Genomic DNA, 20,935 nt, shown 5'->3' with positions numbered 1-20,935 from the left:
ACACGTCTCATACAAAAATTTGTATATCCTCGCAATCGCTGTTGCCTTGCCACTCCGGAGCCCGCCATGGCCACCCTGATCCTGTCGACGGCGGGCGCGGCGGCGGGGACCGCCCTGGGCGGGCCGATCGGGGCCGTGGTGGGGCGCGTGCTCGGGGCGGCCGCGGGGGCGGGGCTCGACGGGATGCTGTCGGGCTCCGGGCGGCACGCGCGCTTCGTCGAGGGGCCGCGGCTCGCCGACGTGGCCGGCCTGTCCTCCACGGAGGGCGACCCCATCCCGCGGGTCTACGGGCGGGCGAAGATCGGCGGCAGCCTGATCTGGGCGACGCGCCCCCGGGAGGTCGCCAACACGACGGTGGAGCGCGCGGCCTCCGCCTCCAAGGGCGCGGGCGGGCAGAAGACCGTGCGCACCCGCTACGCCTACTACGCCAACCTCGCGGTCGGCCTGTGCGAGGGCGAGATCGCCCTGGTCCGCCGCATCTGGGCGGACGGCAGGGAGATCGATCAGGTCGGGATCACCCTGCGGGTCCATACCGGCGGCCCCGACCAGGCGCCGGACCCGCTGATCGTCGCCAAGGAAGGGGCGGAGAACGCCCCGGCCTATCGCGGCCTCGCCTACGTGGTGTTCGAGAACCTGCCGCTCGCCGAGTTCGGCAATCGCGTGCCCCAGTTCGCCTTCGAGGTGGTGCGCCCGGTCAACGGCCTGTTCCACCGGATCCGCGCCGTCGACCTGATCCCGGGGGCCGGCGAGTTCGCCCTCGATCCGAACCTCGTCACCGTCGATCTCGGCCTCGGCCGGACGCAGGCGGCGAACCGGCACCAGCTCCAGCGCACCACCGACGTCATCGCTTCCCTCGACGCCCTCCAGGCCCTGTGCCCGAACCTGCGCCGGGTCGCCGTGGTGGCGACGTGGTTCGGCACCGACCTGCGCGCCGGATCCTGCCGGGTGGTGCCGAAGGTCGAGACCCGGGCCAAGCGCACCAAGCCGGAGGCCTGGAGCGTCGCCGGGATCACGCGCGCGCGGGCCGAAATGGTCTCGACCCTGCCGGACGGCACGCCCGCCTATGGCGGCACCCCGTCGGATGCCGGGCTGGCCCGGCTGGTGGCCGATCTCGTCGCCCGCGGCCTGGAGGTGCTGCTCTACCCGTTCGTGATGATGGACGTGCCGGCCGGCAACGGCCTGCCCGATCCCCGCGTGCCCGGCGCGACCCAGCCGCCCTATCCCTGGCGCGGGCGCATCACCTGCGACCCAGCCCCGGGCGTCTCTGGGAGCCCGGACGGCACCGACGCCGCGGAGGCGCAGATCCAAAGCTTCTTTGGGGGCGGCTACCGCACGGAGGTGCTGCATTACGCCGGCCTCGCGGCGCAATGGGCGGCGCGGGGCGTGCGGATCGCCGGCTTCGTCATCGGCAGCGAGTTCGTCGGCCTCACCCGGGTCCGCGCCGCCGCTGGCTACCCGGCCGTGCAGGCGTTCAAGACCCTCGCCGCGGAGCTGCGGTCCCGCTTGGGCGCCGGCGTGACGCTGGTCTACGGGGCGGACTGGACCGAGTACGGCGCCCATGTCCGCGACGGCGGCGCCACGATCCGGTTTCCCCTCGACGACCTGTTTGCCGACCCGAACATCGGCGCGGTCGGGATCGACTGGTATCCGCCCCTCTCCGACTGGCGGGACACGCCGGACCATGCCGACCTCGCGGTCTCGGGGGACATCACCGACCGCGCCTACCTGAAGGCACGCGGCGCCTCGGGCGAGGCGTACGACTGGTACTACGCCGACGCGGCCGGGCGGGCGGCGCAGGCGCGCCTGCCGATCCAGGACGGCGCCGCTGGTAAGCCGTGGGTCTTCCGGCCCAAGGACCTGGTCGGCTGGTGGTCGAACCCCCATGTCGAGCGCGACGGCGGGCTCGAGACCCGCGCCACCGCCTGGGTGCCCGAGGGCAAGCCGATCTGGCTCACCGAGGTCGGGGTGCCGGCGGTGGACAAGGGCACGAACGGCCCCAACGTCTTCCCCGATCCGAAATCGGCCGAGGGCGCCTACCCGCCGCAATCCCGGGCCTTGCGCGACGAGCTGATCCAGCTGCGGGGCGTCGAGGCGGTGATCGCCCGGTTCGATCCGGCGGCCGCGGGCTTCTCGGAGGCCGACAACCCGGTCTCGCCGGTCTATGGCGGCCGGATGGTCGATCCGGGATCGATCTTCGTCTGGTCCTGGGACGCGCGGCCCTACCCGGCCTTCCCGGCCGTGCAGGCGGTCTGGGCCGACACCGCCAACTGGCGGGTCGGGCATTGGATCACGGGACGGATCGAGGGCTGCGATCTCGACCTGCTGGTCCTGAAGATCCTGGCCGATTTCGGCTTCGACGCGCCGGTCGCCGTGGAGGCCGCCGCCTTCCTCGACGGCTACGTCGTCGACCGGCCGCTCTCGGCGCGCGGCGCCCTGGAGACCCTGGCGCAGGTCTACGGCCTCGACGTCTCGGCGGTGGCCGGCACCCTGCACCTGCGCGGGCCCCGCCGCGACAGGCCGGTGGTGCTGGCCGAAGCCGACCTCGTCAGGCTGTCCGAGGACAAACCGGTCCTGCGTCAGGTCCGGGCCGAGGAGAGCGCCCTGCCGCGCTCGGTCGAGCTCGGGCTCACCGAATCCGAGAGCCCGGATTACCGCCGCGCCGCGGCTGCCGCGATCCGCCCGGTGGGCGAGCGGCGGCGCGAGGTCCGGATCGAGGCGGCGATCGTCACCCGCCGGGAGACCGGCGACGACCTGGCCGAGGCGATGCTCGACCGGGTCATCGCGGCCCGGGACAGCGCGGTCTTCTCTTTAAGCCCGCGCCGGCTGGAGCTGGAGCCCGGCGACCTGCTGGCGGTGCCGGCCGACGTGCCGGGTGGGACGGTTTTGCGCAGGATCGACCGGATCGACGACGCGCCCACCGGACGGCGGATCGAGGCGAGCGGCGTGCCGCCCCGGGGCGGGCCCGCGCGCGGCCTGCCCCGCAGCCAAGCCCTGCCGGCCGGCTCGACACCGGCCTTCCCGGGACCGCCCTTCGCCGTGGTGCTCGACCTGCCGGTGGACCGCGGCAGCCCGACGGTGCTGCAATACCTCGTCGTGGCGGCCGAGCCCTGGCCCGGGGAGGCGGCCGTCTGGCGCGCGGAAGGGACCGGGCCGCTCGCCCTGCACGGCCTCGTCGACTACCCGGCCTGCCTCGGGCTGACCCTGACCGACCTGCCCGCCGGGCCGCTCTGGCGGCTGCAGCGGGGCGTTCCGCTCGACGTCACCCTGCGACGGGGCGGAGCCCTCGGTTCCATCGGCGAGGCCGCCATGCTCGGCGGCGGCAACCTGTTCGCGCTGATCGGGCCGGACGGCGCGGTGGAGCTGCTCTCCGCCGCCAACGCGGTGCTGATCGGCCCCGACACCTACCGGCTCTCGGGATTGTTGCGCGGGCTCGCCGGCAGCGAAGCGTCGGCCGGCCGGTCCGCCCCGGCGGGCAGCCTGATCGTGCGGCTCGACGACGGCGCGGTGGTGCCCCTGGTCGAGCGCCTGGACGAGGTCGGCCGCGGCTTCCGCTACCGGGTCGGCCCGGCCGCCCGGGACCCGGGCGATCCGGCCTTTTCGGAGTTCACCGCGACGGCGGGGCTCGCGGCTTTGCGTCCCCTGCGGCTGGTCCATCTGCGGGCGCGCCGGGAGGCCTCGGGCGTGCGGCTCTCCTGGATCCGCCGGGCACGCCGGGACGGTGATGCCTGGGAGCCCGCCGAGATCCCGCTGGACGAGCCGGAGGCCTACGCGGTCACGGTCTATTCCGGTGCCGGCACGCCCCTGCGCCTGATCCGGGCCGAAGCGCAGCAGATCCTCCACGCCGACGAGGCGGCCGATTTCGGCGGCAAGCAGACCAGCCTCGACGTGGCCGTGGCGCAGATCGGCGCCGTGGCCGGCCCCGGCTCGGCCAGCCGCGCCCGCATCCCCGTCCGCTCGGCCTGATCCCGTCTCGCATCGACGAAGCCCTCACCGTCATTGCGAGCGCAGCGAAGCAACCCAGGGCAGCGCGCGATACCAGACCGTGGCGCGTCCCTGGGTCGCTTCGCTGCGCTCGCGATGACGGCAAAGCACATCCGGCCGGGCGATCCGATCGGACACCGCAAGCCTTCCGGAGCCCTTGATGACCGATGCCACGCCCCGCCTCGGCCTGCCGCTGATCGCGGCGAGCCAGGCCCAGAAGCACGTCACCCACAACGAGGCGCTCGGCGTCCTCGACGCCCTGGTCCAGCTCGCCTGCCTGGACAAGGACCTCGCCGCGCCACCCCAGAACCCAGCCGACGGCGACCGCTACCTCGTGGCCGCCTCGAACCCGGGGGGCGCCTGGGCCGGGCTCACCGGCCAGGTGGTGCGCTATTCGGACGGCGTCTGGATCGGCGCGGTGCCCCGGGCCGGCTGGTTCGCCTACGTGATCGACGAGGCCGACCTCTACGTGTTCGACGGCACCGTCTGGGGCGGCTTCCGCCGGACGCTCACGGCGATCCAGAGCGTCGGCCAGCTCGGCATCAACACCGGGGCGGATGCCACCAACCGCCTCGCGGTCAAGTCGGACGCGGCCCTGCTCACCTGGGACGATACCACGCCGGGCTCCGGCGACATGCGGATCGCGGTCAACAAGCAGGCCGCCTCCCGGGATGCCGGCCTGATCCTCCAGACCGGCTATTCCGCCCGCGCCCTGCTGGGCCTCCTCGGCGGCGACGACTTTTCCCTGAAGGTGTCGCCGGATGGGTCCGCCTTCAGTACGGCACTCACCGCCTCCGCGGCGAAGGGCGGGATCGACTTCGCCTCCACGGAGACCGTGCTGGCCTCGGCGGCGACCACGGATCTCGGCGGCGCCGGCACCCGGCGGGTGCTGGTCACCGGCACGGCCCGGATCACGCGCTTCGGCACCGGCGCCGACCGGGAGCGGCTCCTGCGCTTTGCCGGCGCCGCCACCCTGGTCCACGATTCCGAGCAGCTCATGCTGCCGACCCGCGCCGACATCGTCACGGCCGCCGACGACACCTGCCTGGCCACCTCGGACGGCGCCGGCCGGTGGCGCGTGCGCCACTACCAACGCGCCGATGGGACACCCCTGGCACTCGGCACGCAGGCGCTCGCTCAGAACGGCTATGCCCGGCTCGCCAACGGGCTGATCCTGCAATGGGGGCTCGCTACGGGCGCCGATGCGGATGTTTCCGTCTCGTTCGCGACGGCATTCCCCAATGCCTGCCTGGGCGTCTGGGCGCAGCCGGTCTCCCGGGATTCCGGGACGCTTTACGCGAGTCACGTGAGCGACGTGAATGCCACCGGATTCACCCTCCGCAATCGCCGCACGACCGGCAGCACGGTCACGGGCGCCGGGAATGTCTCGGCGTATTGGTTGGGATTGGGATCTTGAGGGCGGTTCCGGACGCGCCCCTCTCGCTGAGCCGCCCCATCACCGCCGCTCCGGCATCGTCTGCGCTTCCGGCATGCCGAACTGCCGGATCCCCGGTTTTCTGGATGGGGCTCGGGTCCCCTCTTCCGTGCGGGAGAGGGACAGGGTGAGGGCTTTCCGGATCGCGCGTATCCCCCACCCCAACCCTCTCCCGCACGGGAGAGGGGGCGCGTCGCGTCCGGTGCAAGCCGATTTGTGAATGTCGTAGGGGGCGTAAGAGGCGAAACGTCGCCGTCGCGATAGGCCTGTCGGTCCGTCAGCCCTGCCTCACCCATTATTTCCCGGTGCCAACGCTGCCAGCATCGTCGGCTCGATCGCCGCGTAGCCGGCTTCGTTCAGATGGATGCCGTCCTCGGTGAACGCTGGCCGCAGCGCGCCTGCCGGGGTGGCGAGCGGCGCGTGATAGTCGATCAGTGCGGCGGCGCTGGCGGCGCAATGGCCGCGGATCCAGCGGTTCAGGGCGCGGATGCGCGCCACCGGCCGCAGCTCCGGGCGCCATCCCCAGAAGTCGCTCGGCATGACGGTGCCGATCCAGAGGGGCAGCCCGGCCTCGAAGGCGAGCCGCGCCATGGCGGCGATGTTGTCCCGGAGCGTCCCGTCCGGGACCGGGCCGCCGATCTCGGCGATGTCGTTGATCCCGCACAGCAGGTGGATGCCCCGGGCGCCTTCCGCGTCCCGCAGGAACCGGGCGCGGATCTGCCCGCTCGTCTGGCCCGGCACGCCCCGGGCGACGAAGCCGTGCCGCGCGAAGATCTCGGCCCGGGTAAGGCCCCAGCCTGCGGTGATCGAATCGCCGATGAACACCAGCGGCCGGTCCTGTCCGTGTCCCACGTGCCCCCCGTCCGCGTCGCGCGGACCCTGCCCGGAGAACCCCCATGCCCGCAACCACCGCCCAGGCCCGGGGGCCGGGCGACGCCTTCGCGGCCGGGTGCCGGAGCCTCGGGCCGCGCCTGATGCGCGATCTCGGCCTCACCGATCTCCAGGCCGCCGGCCTTCTGGGCAATCTCGGCCACGAGAGCGGCGGGTTCCGTCAGCTCCAGGAGGTCGCCCCGGTGGTGGCCGGGTCCCGGGGCGGCTGGGGGCTGGCGCAATGGACCGGCCCCCGGCGCGTGGCCATGGAGGCGTGGTGCCGGGCCCGCGCCCTCGATCCGGCGGCCCCAGAGGCCCAATACCGCTACCTCTGCACGGAGCTGCGCACCACCGAGGCGGCGGCGCTCGCCGCCTTGCGGCAGGCCCCGACCCTCGAGACCGCCACCGAGACCGTGTGCCGGTTCTTCGAGCGGCCCGGCGTGGTCGCCCTGGCGAGCCGGCTGGACTGGGCCCGCCGGGCGCTCGCCGCCCTGCGCGACGGCGCGCCCGCGCCGCAAGCCCCCGAATCCCGAGCCGGCCGGGTCCGCCGTGCGCACGACATCGGAGATCGATCATGACGCACCTCTTCCGCGCCGGGCTGGCGCTCGCCGGCGCTGCGATCCCGTTCGTCGCTCTCGTATCCCCAGCGCTCGCCGCCGCGCCGGTCGCTGGCGTCGCGATCCCCTGGGGCGACTGGCTGGTCGGCCTGCTGCAGCCGGTCTCGGCGGTGCTGGTGCCGCTCGCCGCGGCGGCCGTGACCGCCGGCATCGCCCGGGTCGCGCCCTGGGCGGCGTCGCTGCTGACCCGGGAGCGGGTCGAGGCGGCGATCCGGGCCGGGGCCGAGTACGGCCAGAACGCCGTGGCCGGCGCCGCCCGGGGCCGGACCGTGAACGTCGATCTCGGCTCCGCGGTGGTGGCTGCGGGTGCTCGGCACGTCCTGGCGACCGCCCCGGCCCATGTCGTCCGGAAGGCGGGCGGCGCCGAGGGCGTCGCTGCCCGGATCTTCCGGGCCCTGCCCCTCGACCCGCAGGCCAGCGCCGGCAACGTCCTCGCGCCGGCGCTGAAGGAGCTGCGCGACCGGGACGCGGCGCATCGCGCCTGACGGCCTTCGGCGCTCTCCGCCCGCGAGCGGCCGACTTCCCACGATGCCGGACGATGCGCGGGTCCCCTCTCCCGTGCGGGAGAGGCACAGGGTGAGGGGACAGGTTCTTCCGGATAGGGCGGGTCCCTCACCCCAACCCTCTCCCGCACGGGAGAGGGAGCGCGTCGAGCCCTGCGCACAGCTTGGTGCGAGGCTGGCAATGTTCTGTGCCGGGGGAAGTAGCCATGAACGCGGCCCGTCATGCCCCCGGCCATCCGCCCGAGGACGCGTCCGACCCCGCCGGTCGGGCGCGGACGATCCGCTTCCCGCCGTTCTGGCAGGCCTACGTCGCCCGCCAGACCGAGCCGCGCTTGGCCGTCCTCGACGAGCTCGTGGACGCGCATGTCGAGCGGCGGGTGCTGCGCCGCTACCTCCGGCGTCTCAAGCACGCGCTCCTGTTCGCCTTCGTCACCGCGGCGGCTGCCGCGCACTGGTTCTCGGACCAGATCGCGTGGCTGGTCGAGCGCATGCCCGCCCTGCGGGCGTTCTGGACACTGCTTACGGGAGGCCCATGATGAGCCTGCATTGGGACCGGATCCTCGACCGGATCTGGCTGGCCCTGTCCGGGGCCGCCGCGATCGCGATCACGCTCCTGCTCGGCGCGCAAGTCGGGGCGCGGCCCTGGTCGATCGATGCCGTCCTGGCCGCCCGCGCGGCCGCGCCGGCGAGCTTGGTCCGGCCGCCGCCGCCGGCCGGATGCCGCGACGATCGCTAGACCCCCACCATCGCCTGTGCGGCACGGCCCGCGCGGTGGAACCGGGAAAGCCCGTCGGCCGTAGTGCCGGACGATGCCGTCCGCGATCAAACCGTTCCCGTTTCCACGGAGCCGACAGCCCGCCGATCGCGCGTCGTCGGATCTACAGCTCCGTATTCAGGGGGCATTCAGTGCCCTCGGCGCTCATTGTCTGGCAATGCGCTACGCCATCGCCCTTGTCGCCATCAGCCTGACCGCCGCGGCGCTTGCCGCCAGCGGCCTCGGCTCCATGGCCGATGACGGGCCGGCCGGCCAGGCCGCCCCCGTGGCGGATCCGACGCCCCTGCGGATCGAGACCTGCCTGTCGCCGGCCGACATGCGCGAGGAGGTCGGCGAGCGCCGGGTGATCGCCCCGGTGGCGGCGATCCGGGCGGCGCGCACCGTGATCCCCCGGGCCGAGATCCAGCGCGCGAGCCTGTGCCGTCACGAGGACGGCCTCGTCTACATGCTGACCGCCTTGCGCCGGGACGGGCATTTCGTGCACGTGATCGTGGACGCCCGCACCGGCAAGGTGGTGGGCCAATACTGACCGGGCTTCACACCCGCAGTGGAATGGAGTGAGCCGTGCGACTGCTCGTCGTGGAGGATGACCGGGACATCAACCGGCAGGTGGTCGCGGCGCTCGAGGAGGCCGGCTACGTCGCCGACAAGGCCTATGACGGCGAGGAGGGCGGCTATCTCGGGGAGAGCGAGCCCTACGACGCGATCATCCTCGACATGGGCCTGCCCAAGGCCGACGGCGTCTCGGTGCTGCAGAAATGGCGCCGGGCCGGGGTGAAGACGCCGGTGATCATCCTCACGGCGCGGGACCGCTGGTCCGACAAGGTCGACGGCTTCGATGCCGGCGCCGACGACTACGTCACCAAGCCGTTCCATATGGAAGAGCTGATGGCCCGGGTCCGGGCGCTGCTGCGCCGGGCGGCCGGCCACGCTTCCAGCCAGATCGCCTGCGGTCCCGTCATCCTCGATACCCGCTCCGGCAAGGTGTTCGTCGACGGCGCCCAGGTGAAGCTGACCAGCCACGAATATCGGCTGCTCTCCTACCTGATGCACCATACCGGCCGGGTGGTTTCCCGCGCCGAGCTGACCGAGCACCTCTACGACCAGGATTTCGACCGGGATTCGAACACCATCGAGGTGTTCGTCGGCCGCCTGCGCAAGAAGCTCGCGGTCGACCTGATCCAGACCGTGCGCGGGCTGGGCTACCTGGTGGACCCGAACCAGCCGCCGGCGCGGGTGTGACCGGGCTGCCCGCCCTCGGCACGCTGCCGGCCGTGTTCATGCGCGGGGGCACCAGCAAGGCGCTGATGCTGCATCGCCGGGACGTGCCGGGCGACATCGCCGCCTGGGAATCGGCCTTCCTCTCCGCCATGGACAGCCCCGACCCGTTCGGGCGCCAGCTCAACGGCATGGGCGGGGGCGTCTCCTCGGTCTCGAAGATCTGCATTGTCGAGCCCTCGGCCCGGCCGGATGCCGATATCGACTACACCTTCGTGCAGGTGGTGGTCCGCGAGGGGCGGATCGATCTCTCCGGCAATTGCGGCAACATGCTCTCGGCGATCGGCCCGTTCGCCGTGGACGAAGGGCTGGTACAGGCCGCCGACGGCCCGGTGCGATTGCGGATCTACAACACCAACACCCGCAAGCGGATCGAGGCCGGGTTCGCGGTCCGGGACGGGCGGACCGTCTACCGCGGCGACCTGGCGATCCCTGGCGTCACCGGCACCGGCGCGCCGATCCGCCTCGACTTCGTGGATCCGGGCGGCGCCACCACCGGCCGGCTGCTGCCAACCGGCGCCATCCGGCAGCATCTCGACGTGCCGGGCCTAGGGCCCGTCGAGGTGTCGCTGGTGGACGCGGCCAATGCCTGCGTGTTCGTCCGCGCCGCCGATCTCGGCCTGTCCGGCACCGAGCTGCCCGTTGCCCTGGAGGGGGTACCCGGCCTCCTCGACCGGCTGGCGCGGATTCGCCTGGCCGGCTCCGTGGCGATGGGCATCGCTCCCGACTTGGAGGCCGCCGCACGGATCGTCCACGTGCCCTTCGTCGGCCTGGTCGCGCCGCCGCAGGATTCGTCCAGCCTGTCCGGGGCGGCGATCCGCGCCGCCGACATCGACCTGACCGCCCGGGTCATCTCGAACGGCGTGCCGCATCAGGCGCTACCGCTCACCGCCACCCTGTGTCTCGCGGTGGCAGCCCGGATCGCGGGCAGCCTGGTCCACGAGGTCGCGCACGCGACCGGCGACGCGGCCCTGCGGGTCGGCATGCCGTCGGGCATCCTCACCGCCGACGCCAGCGTGACGCGCGATGGCGACGGATGGCGGGCGGAGCGCGGCTCGTTCTTCCGCACCGCGCGGCCGCTGATGCGGGGCGCGGTGTACTACGATGCGGTGACGCCGGGGTGAGTGCGGTTGTCCCGATGAAAACCCTGATCGGTCTCTTCTCCCTGCGCCGCCGCTCGATCGCGGTGCGGCTTGCCGTGTCGGCGTTCCTGTCGAGCTCGGCGATCCTGCTGATCGCGGCCTGGATCCTCACGACGCTGTACCGCGAGAACACCGAGCGCGCCTTCGACAGCCGGCTCCTGGTCTTCACCAACAACCTCGCCACCGATCTGGTCTCGCCCAACGATCCGGAGAGCCGGACCTTCTCGCTCGGCGATCCACGCTTCGACCTGCCGCTGTCCGGCTGGTACTGGCAGGTCGGCAAGCCCGACGCGAAGCCCCGGGACCTGCGCACCTCCCGCTCGCTGGTCGGCGTGCCGCTGGGGCCGGCCACCGATGCCGACGGCAAGGTCGGGGTCGGGCAGATCCGGCAGGGCTACGGCAAGGGCCAGGACGGGCGCCTCCTGCGCATCATGGAGCGCGACGTCGATCTCGGCGAGGAGGGCCGCTACACGGTGCGGGTGGCCGGCCCCGCCGACGAGATCGTCAACGATGTCGATCGGTTCCGGAACTCGCTCACCATCACGTTCGGGCTGCTGGGCCTGTCGCTGGCGATCACCACCCTGCTGCAGATCCGGTTCGGCCTCGCGCCCCTGAAGAAGATGCGCGCCGCGCTGGGTACCGTGCGCCGGGGCGAGGCCGACCGCATCACCGGCACCTATCCGCGCGACATCGCCCCGCTCACCGGCGAGGTGAATCTCCTGATCGAGACCAACCGGGAGATCCTGGAGCGCGCCCGCACCCAGGTCGGCAACCTCGCCCACGCCCTCAAGACGCCGCTTTCGATCATCGTCAACGAGGTCGGCGCCTCGGACGCCCCCGAGGAACTGTCCCAAAAAATCCGCGAGCAGGCCGCGGTGATGCGCGACCAGGTGAACTACCACCTCGATCGTGCCCGTGCCGCCGCCCTGGCCGGAACCCTCGGCACGTCGACGGAGGTCGAGCCGGCCCTGGCCGGCCTCGTGCGCACGTTCGGGAAGATCTATCGGGACAAGGACATCGCCTACGACGTCCACGTGCCCCCCGGCCTGCGCTTCCGGGGCGAGCGCCAGGATTTCGAGGAGATGGTCGGCAACCTCGTCGACAACGCCTCGAAATGGGCCCACGGCCGGGTGGCGATCCGGGCCGAGGCGGTGGCCAAGCACGATTATCCCCACCTCGTGGTCGCCATCGAGGATGACGGCCCGGGCCTGCCCCCGGAGGCCCGCCAGGCCGTGCTCGGCCGCGGCCGGCGCCTCGACGAATCCAAGCCCGGATCCGGGCTCGGCCTCTCCATCGTGGCGGATCTCGCCACCCTGTACCGGGGGCGTTTCACCCTGGAGCAGGCGAGCCTCGGCGGCCTGCGGGCGGTCCTGGAAGTGCCGGGCGACGCGCCCGTCGGGGCGGCCAGCCACTGATGGTGCTTGGGTCGAGCAGCACATGCTGCGATCTTGACGCTGGCGATCTTACAGCCTGACCTTCCCGCGATGCCTGCGGTGTAGGCCCTTCGGTGGAATCAGATCTTGACGTTCGTTTCCCTCATCTCGGGGGTGCCGACCTCGTTCAGTGTTGAAGGAGACGGGGACGCGGCGCACATGGTGCTTGTGCCGGTCGCCTATTGCGAGGTCACCGATAGGTTGGTTCAGGTCGAGTCGCGGCTTTCAGACATGCAAGCGACCTTGCCGCGTCTGGACATCACGTCGTTTCACGAATTCTCGTTTACGATCCTGATAGTCAGCCTGTCGGATGACGCGCCCACCTTTGAGACGCAGGATCGGACCTACGCACGGCCTTACCTGCCTGATGCTTGTCGGCCCCTCATCATGCCGATCGTTGCAGCCTGCTTGCGCGTGCTGGTCGCTCACGTGCGGCCGCGGGTGATCTACCGCGTCACAAAGTCTCGCAATCCGCCGGAGAAGGCGCTGCGGAAGGATGTTTTGTTGACGCAGACGCTAGAACAGAAAGGATATGTGGTAATAGAAACTGGAACGGATCTTTGGGGGCGAAGGTTCTGGGTCTTAAGACGAGAGTTGACAGTCTGAGATCCGTGTGGAGGATATCGATCGCTCAGGAGGATGCCATGACAACCACCCTGCGGCATCCGCGCAGCGACGACCACTACGTCAGTGACCGCGTCTTCGATGGCGTCCGGACTCGCGATGCCGATACCTCGGCCCGGGATCGCAAGCGGGCCGTGAAGCAACTGGACCGTCTTCGCGTGGGGCGCCGGGCGGATGGCGGCAAGCATGCCTGACCGCGGCGATGCCTGAGGCTGCGACGTTCGAAGACCCCGCCCGAGCGGGGTTTTTTATTGCTTTTGCGGGACCGGGCCCGCAAGCGAAGTCTCGCGCCGACCGGGTTGAGCGGCGAAACGATCAATCCGTCCTGTGGCCTATCGTGGGAGGCCTTCCCCGACTGGGCCACGGCAGAGTTTCCGAGTTTCGATGACGGCGATCTGGTTCATCCTGGCGGGCATGACCGCGGCGACCGTGCTCGGCCTGCTCTGGCCGATGTCGCGGCGCACCGCCGTTCCGGCCGGCGAGGCGGGCGGCTCCGGCATCGATACCGAGACCGCCTTCTACGAGGACCAGATCGCCGAGATCGCCCGCGACCAGGAGCGCGGCCTGATCGCGCCGGACGAGGCGGAGACCGCCCGCGCCGAGGCGGCCCGCCGGCTCCTGCGGGCGAGCCGCGAGGCCCGGCACGACGCGTCGGATGCCGTCGCGGACGAGGCCGCGCGCCCGGCCGAGCCGCGGCTGCGCCGGCGCCGGGCGGCCTCCGCCTTCGCGCTGTCCACGATCCCCCTCGTCGCGCTGATCGCCTACGGCCTCTACGGCTCGCCCGAACTGCCGGCGCAGACCGATGCCGACCGGCAGGCCGCCCGCGGCGGCACCGAGGACCTGATGAAGGCGGTCGGCCAGATCGAGGCGCGGCTGGCCCGCGACCCGAACGACGCCCGCGGCTGGGCCGTGCTCGCCCCGGTCTACATGCGCACCGGCCGGTTCGACGATGCGGCCCGCGCCTTCGCCAACATCGCCCGGCTGAAGGGCGAGACCGCCGACACCCTGGCCGATTGGGGCGAGGCCCTGACGGCGGCCCGCGAGGGCACCGTCTCGCCCGAGGCCAAGGTCCTGTTCGAGAAGGCGCTGGCCAAGGATTCGAACGCGCCCAAACCCCGCTTCTATCTCGCGCGCGCGGCCGAGCAGGCCGGCGATACCGGCGAGGCGATCCGCCAGCTCACCGCCCTGGAGGCGGCGAGCCCCGCGGACGCGCCCTGGCTCGGGCTGGTCCGGCAGAACCTCGCCCGTCTCAAGGGCGAGCCGGCGCTCCCCGCCGACACTCCGGCAGCCCCCAAGATCCCGGCCGAGCAGCAGGCGGCGATCCGCGGCATGGTCGACGGGCTCGATTCTCGGCTCAAGGCCGGCGGCGGCACCCCCGACGAGTGGCTGCGGCTCACCCGCTCCCGCGCCGTGCTCGGCGAGCGCGATCAGGCGGTCGCCGCGCTCGCCCGCGCCCGGGTGGCGCTGGCCGGCGATCCGCAGGGCCTCGCCCAGGTCGAGGCGGGCGCCCGCATCCTCGGCCTCGATCCCGGCCAGGCGCCGCCCGCGGCGCCCGCGCCCATGGCGGGGCCGACGCCCCGCTCCGACACCGAATCGGCCGCCGCCGCCATGCAGGCGATGGGCCCGGCAGAGCGCGACGCCGCGATCCGGGGCATGGTCGACGGCCTCGACCGGCGCTTGGCGGCCCGGGGCGGCACGCCGGACGAGTGGCTGCGGCTCGTGCGCTCCTACAGTGCATTGGGCGAGCGCGATCAGGCGATCAAGGCCCTCGACCGCGCCCGGATGGCGCTCGCCGCCAACGCCGAGGCGGTGGGTCGGCTCGACGGGCTCGCCCGGGAACTCGATCTGCCCCCCAGATCCGATCCCTGACGGCGCGTGCCTGTTCGTACGACAATCAGTCCCGCCCCGCGCCCTTGACCGACGCGCTCACCGGGCCGACACCCTGCAAGGCTAGAATGAGAACGGTTCAGGTCTGGTCGGGCAGAAGTCCGCCGGACCGGGGGTGGAAGAGACGTGACGCGCAAGAGCCGCCGCCTGATCCTGATCGCCGCCTGCGGTAGCGTCCTGGCGCTTGCCGTGGGGTTGATCCTGTTCGCGATGAGCGGCTCGATCGTGTTCTTCCGCTCGCCGAGCGACATCGCCCAGCAGGGCATCGCCCCCGGCACCCGCCTGCGCCTCGGCGGACTGGTGAAGGACGGCTCGCTCCGGCGCGGGCCGGACCAGACCGTGGATTTCGTCGTGACCGACACCAACGCCACCGTCGCGGTCCAGTACAAGGGCCTGCTGCCTGACCTGTTCCGCGAGGGCCAGGGCGTGGTGGCCGAGGGCATGCTGGAGCCGGGCGGCCGGTTCCGCGCCGACACCGTGCTCGCCAAGCACGACGAATCGTACATGCCCCGTGAGGTCGCCGACGCCCTGAAGGCGCAGGGGCACTGGCAGGAAGGCGGAAACAAGGGGGGCGCCGGGCCGCAGCCCACGACCGCCTCCAACGGCGGCACCCTCGGCCCCCGCAGCGAGCGGTAAGGAAACCGGCATGATCGTCGAGACCGGCCATTTCGCGCTCGCGCTCGCGCTGGCGATCTCCCTCGTCCAGATGGTGATGCCGGTCTGGGCGGCGCGCTCGGGCGATCCGGCCCTGCGCCAAGCCGCCTCGCAGGCGGCGCTCGGCGCCTTCGCCTGCGTGCTGTTCGCCTTCGCGGCCCTGACCTGGGCGCACGTGACCTCGGACTTCTCGGTCCAGAACGTCGTCGAGAACTCGCACACGCAGAAGCCGCTGATCTACAAGATCTCCGGTGTCTGGGGGAACCACGAGGGCTCGATGCTCCTCTGGGTCCTGATCCTGACCCTGTTCGGCGCCTGCGTGGCGGTGGCGCGGAACTCCGTGCCGCCGCGGCTGCGCGCCAACACGCTGGGCGTGCAGGGCCTGATCACCTTCGTGTTCGTGCTGTTCATCATCACGACCTCGAACCCGTTCAGCCGCGTGGTCCCGGCGCCGCTGGAGGGCAACGACCTCAACCCGCTGCTGCAGGATCCCGGTCTCGCGATCCACCCGCCGCTCCTCTACATCGGCTATGTCGGCTTCTCGATCAGCTTCGCCTTCGCGGTGGCCGCCCTGATCGACGGGCGGATCGACGCGGTCTGGGCGCGCGCGGTGCGGCCCTGGACCCTCACCGCCTGGTCGTTCCTGACGCTCGGCATCGCGATGGGCTCGTACTGGGCCTATTACGAGCTCGGCTGGGGCGGCTGGTGGTTCTGGGATCCGGTGGAGAACGCCTCCCTGATGCCCTGGATCGCCGGCACGGCGCTGCTGCACTCCACCGTGGTCATGGAGAAGCGCGACGCCCTGAAGGTCTGGACGGTGCTGCTCGCCATCCTGACCTTCTCGCTGTCGCTGATCGGCACCTTCCTGGTCCGCTCCGGGGTGATCACCTCGGTGCATTCCTTCGCCACCGACCCGACCCGCGGCGTCTTCATCCTGGCGATCCTGGTGCTGTTCATCGGCGGCTCGCTGACGCTGTTCGCCTGGCGGGCGCCGCTGCTGCGGCAGGGCGGCCTGTTCGCGCCGATCTCGCGGGAGGGCTCCCTCGTCCTCAACAACCTCTTTCTCGTGGCGGCCTGTGCGACCGTGCTGGTCGGGACCCTCTACCCGCTCCTGCTGGAGATGCTGACCGGGGAGAAGATCACCGTCGGCCCGCCCTTCTTCAACGCCACCTTCGTGCCCCTGGCGATCCCGCTCCTGCTGATCGTCCCCTTCGGCCAGGCTTTGGCCTGGAAGCGCGGGGACGTGCTCGCCGCCTCGCAGCGCCTGTTCGCGGCTCTGGCCGTCGCCCTGGCGGTCGGCTTCGCGGTCCTCGCCCTGACCTGGGGTGGCCCGGTGATGGCGCCGGTCGGGATCGGGCTCGGCGCCTACCTGCTGATCGGCTCGGCCCTGGAGATCGTCTCCCGGGCCCGGGGCTTCGGGTCCAGCCGGACGCGCGACCTCGGCCAGATCGGCCGCCGGGCCATCGGCCTGCCGCGCTCGGCCTGGGGCACCGCGCTCGCCCATGCCGGCGTCGGCGTGGTGGTGATCGGCATCGCCGCGCAAGGGTGGGCCACCGAGGGGCTAGCGACGCTCAAGCCCGGCCAGACGCTGACGGCCGGCCCCTACACGGCGACCCTCGACCGGGTCGCGCCCCGCGCCGGCCCGAACTACGAGGAGGCCGCGGCCTTCCTGACGATCCGGACCCGCTCCGGCGACGAGGTCGGCCGGGTCGAGACCGGCAAGCGCTTCTACCCGAGCCGCAAGATGTCGGTGACGGAGTCCGGCCTGCTGACCATCGGGGCGAGCCAGGTCTATGCCAGCCTCGGCGAGATCGGTCAGGACGGCGGAATCGGGCTGCGCCTCTACTACAAGCCGCTGGTGCTGATGATCTGGCTCGGCGCCGTGGTCATGGCGCTGGGCGGCGGCCTGTCGCTCACCGACCGCCGGATGCGCGTCGGCGTCCCGGCCAAGGCGCGGGCCCGGGCGATGCCGACCGCGGCCGCGGTGCCGGCCGAGTGATGGTGGATATGAAGGCCCGTGCAGCTCTCCCTCCCCCCTCTGCGGGGGAGGGTGGGCCGGCCGTCAGGCCGGGTCGGGACAGGGGAGCGACGCTGCCGGAAGGGGCGCGCCGGGAGCCTCATCCTCTGTCGTCGCGCTGCCCCTCTCCCCCCCTGCTCCGCGGGGTACCCTCCCCCGCAAAGGGGGGAGGGGATGCGCATATACGCATCCGCCTCGTCTTCGCGCTCCTTACCGTCTTGGCGTTCGCTGCCCCGGCCCACGCCGTCCAGCCCGACGAGGTGCTGAAGGATCCGGCGCTGGAGCATCGCGCCCGGGAAATCTCGTCGGAACTCCGCTGCCTCGTCTGCCAGAACCAGTCGATCGACGATTCCGACGCGCCGCTGGCCAAGGACCTGCGCGTGATCGTGCGCGAGCGCCTGCAGAAGGGCGACACCGACCCGGCTGTGCTGCGCTATGTCGTCGACCGCTACGGCGAGTTCGTGCTGCTGCGGCCGGTCTTCGCCCTGCACACGCTGCTGCTCTGGCTGACCCCGATCCTGGCGGTGCTGCTCGGCGGGTTCGGGATCTGGCGCCTCGCCCGCCGCCGGCCGGCGGCGCCGGTCCGGACCCTGTCGGCGGCCGAGCAGGCGGAGGTCGCCGCGCTGCTGCGACGGGAATAGGATCGGGCGCATCGCGATTCGCCCGGATCGAATCGGCACGAGTCTTTGCTTCGGCACGAGTCTTGGATCCGGCAGAGCCGATCGCATGATCGGCGACGCGCCCGGGGTGAAGACGATGACCGCCGCCACGCTCACCATCTCCAGCCGCAACTATTCCTCTTGGTCCCTGCGGGGCTGGCTGATCTGCCGGATGGCGGGTCTCGACTTCGATACGGAAGTCCTGTCGGGCACGGACGCTACCAGCCGTGCCGAGCTGCTGCACCTGTCGCCGTCCTTCCTCGTGCCGCGCCTGCGCCACGGCGACGTGGTGGTCTGGGACACCCTCGCCATCGCCGAATATCTCAACGAGACGTTCCCGCAGGCCGGCTTCCTTCCGCGCGACATCGCCGAGCGCGCCCATTGCCGCTCGATCGCCGGCGAGATGCATTCCGGCTTCGTCAACCTGCGCTCGGCCCTGCCGATGAACCTGCGCGCCTTCCATCCGGGGTTCCGGGTGTTCAACGGTGCGAAGGCCGATATCGAGCGCATCGTCACGATCTTCGACGATTGCCTGGACCGCTACGACGGCCCGTTCCTGTTCGGCGAGCGCCCCGGCCTCGCCGACGCGCTGTACGCTCCGGTCTGCACGCGCTTCCGCACCTACGACGTGGCGCTGCCGCCCCGGGCCGCTGCCTATCGCGACACGATCCTGCACTGGCCGCTGATGATCGAATGGGCGGAGGCCGCCGCCGACGAGCCGGACGAGATCGAAGAGCTCGACATGGAGTTCTGACACGTCGGGCCGCGCGGCGAATGCAATTTCTTGCAGGGCACAAGACCATGTTGCGCCGCACGCAAGAATGTCCGGCGGACGGACGGCTTAAGAAAAAGGCCTAATACAAGAGGCTTACCAGGATTTTCGCCTGCGGCCTTCGCGCAAGTGACAGCTCGACAGAGATCCTTTGTCGGTCCACCGGACTGCACGATTGATGGAGTTCGGCATTTCTGTTCCACTTCGCTTTAGAAAAGGAACAGACTGGGCTGGAAACCATGGCGCGTCACGAGCCCTGGAGCGCGGAACGCGCCACCGGGATCATTGCGGAGCATACCCATCTCGAAGGCGCGACGCTGCCGATCCTGCACGCGTTGCAGGAGACCTTCGGCTACGTCGACGGCGGCGCCGTGCCGCTGATCGCCGACGCGCTGAACCTGTCGCGCGCCGAGGTGCATGGCTGCATCACCTTCTACCATGATTTCCGGGCGCATCCGGCCGGCCGCCATGAGGTGAAGCTGTGCCGGGCCGAGGCTTGCCAGGCCATGGGTTCGGACAAGCTCCACCGCGAGATTCTGGGCCGCCTCGGCTGCGGCTGGCACGAGACCACTGCCGACGGCAGCGCCACGGTCGAGCCGGTCTACTGCCTGGGCCTCTGCGCCAACGGCCCCGCGGCCCTCATCGACGGCGAGCCGGTGGCCCACCTGACCGCCGACGCCCTCGACGAGGCGCTGGCCGAAACCAAGCGGGAGACCCGCCAGTGAGCGTCACCCTTTACGTCCCCCGGGACGCCGTGGCCCTCGGCCTCGGCGCCAACAAGGTTGCCCGGGCGCTGTTTGCCGGCGCCGAGCGCCGCGGCCTCGACGTGACCATCGTGCGCACCGGCTCGCGCGGCCTGTTCTGGCTGGAGCCGATGGTGGAGGTCGCCACGCCCGAGGGCCGGATCGCCTATGGGCCGGTCAAGGTCTCGGATGTCGACGCCCTGCTCGATGCCGGCCTCGCCACCGGCGGCGATCACCCGCTCCGACTCGGCGATCCCCAAAAAATTCCGTTCCTCGCCCGGCAGCAGCGCCTGACCTTCCAGCGCTGCGGCGTGATCGATCCGGTCTCGGTGACCGATTACCGGGCCCATGGCGGCTATCGTGGGCTCGAGGCCGCGCTGAAGCTCGACGCCGAGGGCATCGTCGCCGCCGTGCGCGATTCCGGCCTGCGCGGCCGCGGCGGCGCAGGCTTCCCGGCGGGCATCAAGTGGAACACCGTGATGCTCGCCAAGAGCGAGCAGAAATACGTCGTCTGCAACGCCGACGAGGGCGATTCCGGCACCTTCGCCGACCGGATGATGATGGAGGGCGACCCCTTCAACCTCATCGAGGGGATGACCATCGCGGCCGTCGCCACCGGCGCGACCCGCGGCTACATCTACCTGCGCTCCGAATACCCGCAGGCTTACGCCACTCTTAAGGAGGCGATCGCCAACGGCATTCAGGCCGGGGTGCTCGGCGAGAACATCCTGGGCTCGGGCAAGACCTTCCACCTGGAAGTGCGGCTGGGGGCGGGCGCCTATATCTGCGGCGAGGAGACCTCGCTGCTGGAGAGCCTGGAGGGCAAGCGCGGCATCGTGCGCGCCAAGCCGCCGATCCCGGCGCTCAAGGGCTTCTTGGGCAAGCCGACGCTCGTCAACAACGTCATGACCTTCACGGCCGTGCCGTGGATCCTCGAGAACGGCGCCGGGGCCTACGCCGATTACGGCATGGGCCGCTCGCTCGGCACCCTGCCGATCCAGCTCGCCGGCAATATCAAGCATGGCGGCCTGATCGAGCTCGCCTTCGGGGTGACGCTCCGCGAGGTGATCGAGGATTACGGCGGCGGCACCCGCTCGGGGAGGCCGGTGCGGGCCGTGCAGGTCGGCGGGCCGCTCGGGGCCTACTTCCCCGACCATCTCCTCGACACGCCGCTGGATTACGAGGCGATGGCGGCCAAGAAGGGCCTCGTCGGCCATGGCGGCATTGTGGTGTTCGACGACACTGTCGACATGGCGAGCCAGGCGCGCTTCGCCTTCGAGTTCTGCGCCACCGAATCCTGCGGCAAGTGCACCCCGTGCCGCATCGGCGCGACCCGTGGCGTCGAGACCATGGACAAGGTCATCGCCGGCATCCGGCCGGAGACGAACCTCAAGCTGATCGAGGATCTCTGCGAGGTCATGACCGATGGGTCGCTCTGCGCCATGGGCGGGCTGACGCCGATGCCCGTGATGAGCGCGATCACCCATTTCCCCGAGGATTTTGTCCGCGCGGGCTCGCTGCCTGCCGCGGCCGAGTGAGGAGGCT

General features: G+C 71.6%; 21 protein-coding genes. 19 read left to right on the top strand and 2 right to left on the bottom strand.

Going from position 1 to position 20,935, the window contains the following annotated elements:
• Positions 1–66 precede the first annotated feature (66 nt).
• Positions 67–3,963 (top strand): glycoside hydrolase/phage tail family protein, encoded by a 3,897-nt coding sequence (locus MKL11_RS29195; RefSeq protein ID WP_243950140.1) that lies wholly within the window; start codon positions 67–69, stop codon positions 3,961–3,963.
• A gap of 30 nt (positions 3,964–3,993) precedes the next feature.
• Here MKL11_RS29195 and MKL11_RS29190 read toward each other — a convergent pair whose 3' ends face one another.
• Positions 3,994–4,155, bottom strand: coding sequence for a hypothetical protein (locus tag MKL11_RS29190; RefSeq protein WP_243950138.1), 162 nt, complete (start codon positions 4,153–4,155; stop codon positions 3,994–3,996).
• Between MKL11_RS29190 and MKL11_RS29185 the strand changes: the two genes are divergently transcribed.
• Positions 4,142–5,398 (top strand): DUF2793 domain-containing protein, encoded by a 1,257-nt coding sequence (locus tag MKL11_RS29185; protein ID WP_243950136.1) that lies wholly within the window; start codon positions 4,142–4,144, stop codon positions 5,396–5,398. The two genes, MKL11_RS29190 and MKL11_RS29185, sit on opposite strands and share 14 nt — an antisense overlap.
• Before the next feature lie 306 nt (positions 5,399–5,704).
• Here MKL11_RS29185 and MKL11_RS29180 read toward each other — a convergent pair whose 3' ends face one another.
• The gene (locus tag MKL11_RS29180; protein WP_243950134.1) at positions 5,705–6,268 is read right to left on the bottom strand and encodes a GDSL-type esterase/lipase family protein; all 564 of its coding nucleotides are present in this window, start codon (positions 6,266–6,268) and stop codon (positions 5,705–5,707) included.
• A gap of 44 nt (positions 6,269–6,312) precedes the next feature.
• On the opposite strand from MKL11_RS29180, the gene MKL11_RS29175 reads away from it, so the two are divergent.
• From MKL11_RS29175 to MKL11_RS29095, 17 genes are all read left to right on the top strand, one after another.
• The gene (locus tag MKL11_RS29175; protein WP_243950132.1) at positions 6,313–6,864 is read left to right on the top strand and encodes a phage tail tip lysozyme; all 552 of its coding nucleotides are present in this window, start codon (positions 6,313–6,315) and stop codon (positions 6,862–6,864) included.
• Positions 6,861–7,388: a hypothetical protein gene (locus MKL11_RS29170; protein ID WP_243950130.1), complete on the top strand. Its 528-nt coding sequence runs from the start codon at positions 6,861–6,863 to the stop codon at positions 7,386–7,388. The genes MKL11_RS29175 and MKL11_RS29170 overlap by 4 nt, the downstream gene beginning before the upstream one ends.
• 224 nt (positions 7,389–7,612) lie before the next feature.
• On the top strand, positions 7,613–7,942 hold the full coding sequence (locus tag MKL11_RS29165) for a hypothetical protein (RefSeq protein ID WP_243950128.1): 330 nt from the start codon (positions 7,613–7,615) through the stop codon (positions 7,940–7,942).
• Complete coding sequence (locus MKL11_RS29160) at positions 7,939–8,142, top strand: hypothetical protein (protein ID WP_243950126.1); 204 nt, start codon at positions 7,939–7,941, stop codon at positions 8,140–8,142. The genes MKL11_RS29165 and MKL11_RS29160 overlap by 4 nt, the downstream gene beginning before the upstream one ends.
• 196 nt (positions 8,143–8,338) lie before the next feature.
• Positions 8,339–8,710, top strand: a complete 372-nt coding sequence (locus MKL11_RS29155; RefSeq protein ID WP_243950125.1) for a PepSY domain-containing protein — start codon at positions 8,339–8,341, stop codon at positions 8,708–8,710.
• Positions 8,711–8,745: 35 nt separating this feature from the next.
• Positions 8,746–9,423, top strand: a complete 678-nt coding sequence (locus MKL11_RS29150; protein ID WP_243950124.1) for a response regulator transcription factor — start codon at positions 8,746–8,748, stop codon at positions 9,421–9,423.
• Positions 9,420–10,583: a 2-methylaconitate cis-trans isomerase PrpF family protein gene (locus MKL11_RS29145; protein WP_243950123.1), complete on the top strand. Its 1,164-nt coding sequence runs from the start codon at positions 9,420–9,422 to the stop codon at positions 10,581–10,583. Before MKL11_RS29150 ends, MKL11_RS29145 begins: the two co-directional genes overlap by 4 nt.
• A gap of 14 nt (positions 10,584–10,597) precedes the next feature.
• Positions 10,598–12,016: a sensor histidine kinase gene (locus MKL11_RS29140; protein ID WP_243950122.1), complete on the top strand. Its 1,419-nt coding sequence runs from the start codon at positions 10,598–10,600 to the stop codon at positions 12,014–12,016.
• A 105-nt stretch (positions 12,017–12,121) separates the two neighbouring features.
• The gene (locus tag MKL11_RS29135; protein ID WP_243950121.1) at positions 12,122–12,640 is read left to right on the top strand and encodes a hypothetical protein; all 519 of its coding nucleotides are present in this window, start codon (positions 12,122–12,124) and stop codon (positions 12,638–12,640) included.
• A gap of 38 nt (positions 12,641–12,678) precedes the next feature.
• Positions 12,679–12,852, top strand: coding sequence for a hypothetical protein (locus tag MKL11_RS29130; protein ID WP_243950120.1), 174 nt, complete (start codon positions 12,679–12,681; stop codon positions 12,850–12,852).
• A 190-nt stretch (positions 12,853–13,042) separates the two neighbouring features.
• A complete protein-coding gene (ccmI, locus tag MKL11_RS29125) occupies positions 13,043–14,527 on the top strand; it encodes a c-type cytochrome biogenesis protein CcmI (protein WP_243950119.1) in 1,485 nt (494 codons plus the stop codon).
• Positions 14,528–14,671: 144 nt separating this feature from the next.
• The gene (gene ccmE / locus MKL11_RS29120) at positions 14,672–15,181 is read left to right on the top strand and encodes a cytochrome c maturation protein CcmE (protein WP_243950118.1); all 510 of its coding nucleotides are present in this window, start codon (positions 14,672–14,674) and stop codon (positions 15,179–15,181) included.
• Positions 15,182–15,191: 10 nt separating this feature from the next.
• Complete coding sequence (locus MKL11_RS29115) at positions 15,192–17,198, top strand: heme lyase CcmF/NrfE family subunit (RefSeq protein WP_243950117.1); 2,007 nt, start codon at positions 15,192–15,194, stop codon at positions 17,196–17,198.
• A gap of 236 nt (positions 17,199–17,434) precedes the next feature.
• Positions 17,435–17,857: a cytochrome c-type biogenesis protein gene (locus MKL11_RS29110; protein WP_243950116.1), complete on the top strand. Its 423-nt coding sequence runs from the start codon at positions 17,435–17,437 to the stop codon at positions 17,855–17,857.
• 115 nt (positions 17,858–17,972) lie between these two features.
• Positions 17,973–18,629, top strand: coding sequence for a glutathione S-transferase family protein (locus MKL11_RS29105; protein WP_243950223.1), 657 nt, complete (start codon positions 17,973–17,975; stop codon positions 18,627–18,629).
• A 257-nt stretch (positions 18,630–18,886) separates the two neighbouring features.
• A complete protein-coding gene (locus MKL11_RS29100; protein ID WP_243950115.1) occupies positions 18,887–19,372 on the top strand; it encodes a formate dehydrogenase subunit gamma in 486 nt (161 codons plus the stop codon).
• Positions 19,369–20,928 (top strand): formate dehydrogenase beta subunit, encoded by a 1,560-nt coding sequence (locus MKL11_RS29095; RefSeq protein ID WP_243950114.1) that lies wholly within the window; start codon positions 19,369–19,371, stop codon positions 20,926–20,928. Before MKL11_RS29100 ends, MKL11_RS29095 begins: the two co-directional genes overlap by 4 nt.
• The last annotated feature ends 7 nt before the right edge of the window (positions 20,929–20,935 follow it).

The sequence above is a fragment of the Methylobacterium sp. J-077 genome (assembly GCF_022829365.1).
Lineage (GTDB): Bacteria > Pseudomonadota > Alphaproteobacteria > Rhizobiales > Beijerinckiaceae > Methylobacterium.
Note: the sequence above shows the minus strand (reverse complement) of the source record. Positions and strands in the feature narration are given on the sequence as shown.

What these genes read in the sequence shown, in the direction of transcription:
- MKL11_RS29195 (WP_243950140.1), top strand. Translation starts at nt 67, where the DNA reads ATGGCCACCCTGATCCTGTCGACGGCGGGCGCGGCGGCGGGGACCGCC.
- MKL11_RS29130 (WP_243950120.1), top strand. Translation starts at nt 12,679, where the DNA reads ATGACAACCACCCTGCGGCATCCGCGCAGCGACGACCACTACGTCAGT.
- MKL11_RS29100 (WP_243950115.1), top strand. Translation starts at nt 18,887, where the DNA reads ATGGCGCGTCACGAGCCCTGGAGCGCGGAACGCGCCACCGGGATCATT.
- MKL11_RS29140 (WP_243950122.1), top strand. Translation starts at nt 10,598, where the DNA reads ATGAAAACCCTGATCGGTCTCTTCTCCCTGCGCCGCCGCTCGATCGCG.
- MKL11_RS29105 (WP_243950223.1), top strand. Translation starts at nt 17,973, where the DNA reads ATGACCGCCGCCACGCTCACCATCTCCAGCCGCAACTATTCCTCTTGG.
- ccmI (WP_243950119.1), top strand. Translation starts at nt 13,043, where the DNA reads ATGACGGCGATCTGGTTCATCCTGGCGGGCATGACCGCGGCGACCGTG.
- MKL11_RS29115 (WP_243950117.1), top strand. Translation starts at nt 15,192, where the DNA reads ATGATCGTCGAGACCGGCCATTTCGCGCTCGCGCTCGCGCTGGCGATC.
- MKL11_RS29160 (WP_243950126.1), top strand. Translation starts at nt 7,939, where the DNA reads ATGATGAGCCTGCATTGGGACCGGATCCTCGACCGGATCTGGCTGGCC.
- MKL11_RS29170 (WP_243950130.1), top strand. Translation starts at nt 6,861, where the DNA reads ATGACGCACCTCTTCCGCGCCGGGCTGGCGCTCGCCGGCGCTGCGATC.
- MKL11_RS29175 (WP_243950132.1), top strand. Translation starts at nt 6,313, where the DNA reads ATGCCCGCAACCACCGCCCAGGCCCGGGGGCCGGGCGACGCCTTCGCG.
- MKL11_RS29155 (WP_243950125.1), top strand. Translation starts at nt 8,339, where the DNA reads ATGCGCTACGCCATCGCCCTTGTCGCCATCAGCCTGACCGCCGCGGCG.
- MKL11_RS29185 (WP_243950136.1), top strand. Translation starts at nt 4,142, where the DNA reads ATGACCGATGCCACGCCCCGCCTCGGCCTGCCGCTGATCGCGGCGAGC.
- MKL11_RS29165 (WP_243950128.1), top strand. Translation starts at nt 7,613, where the DNA reads ATGAACGCGGCCCGTCATGCCCCCGGCCATCCGCCCGAGGACGCGTCC.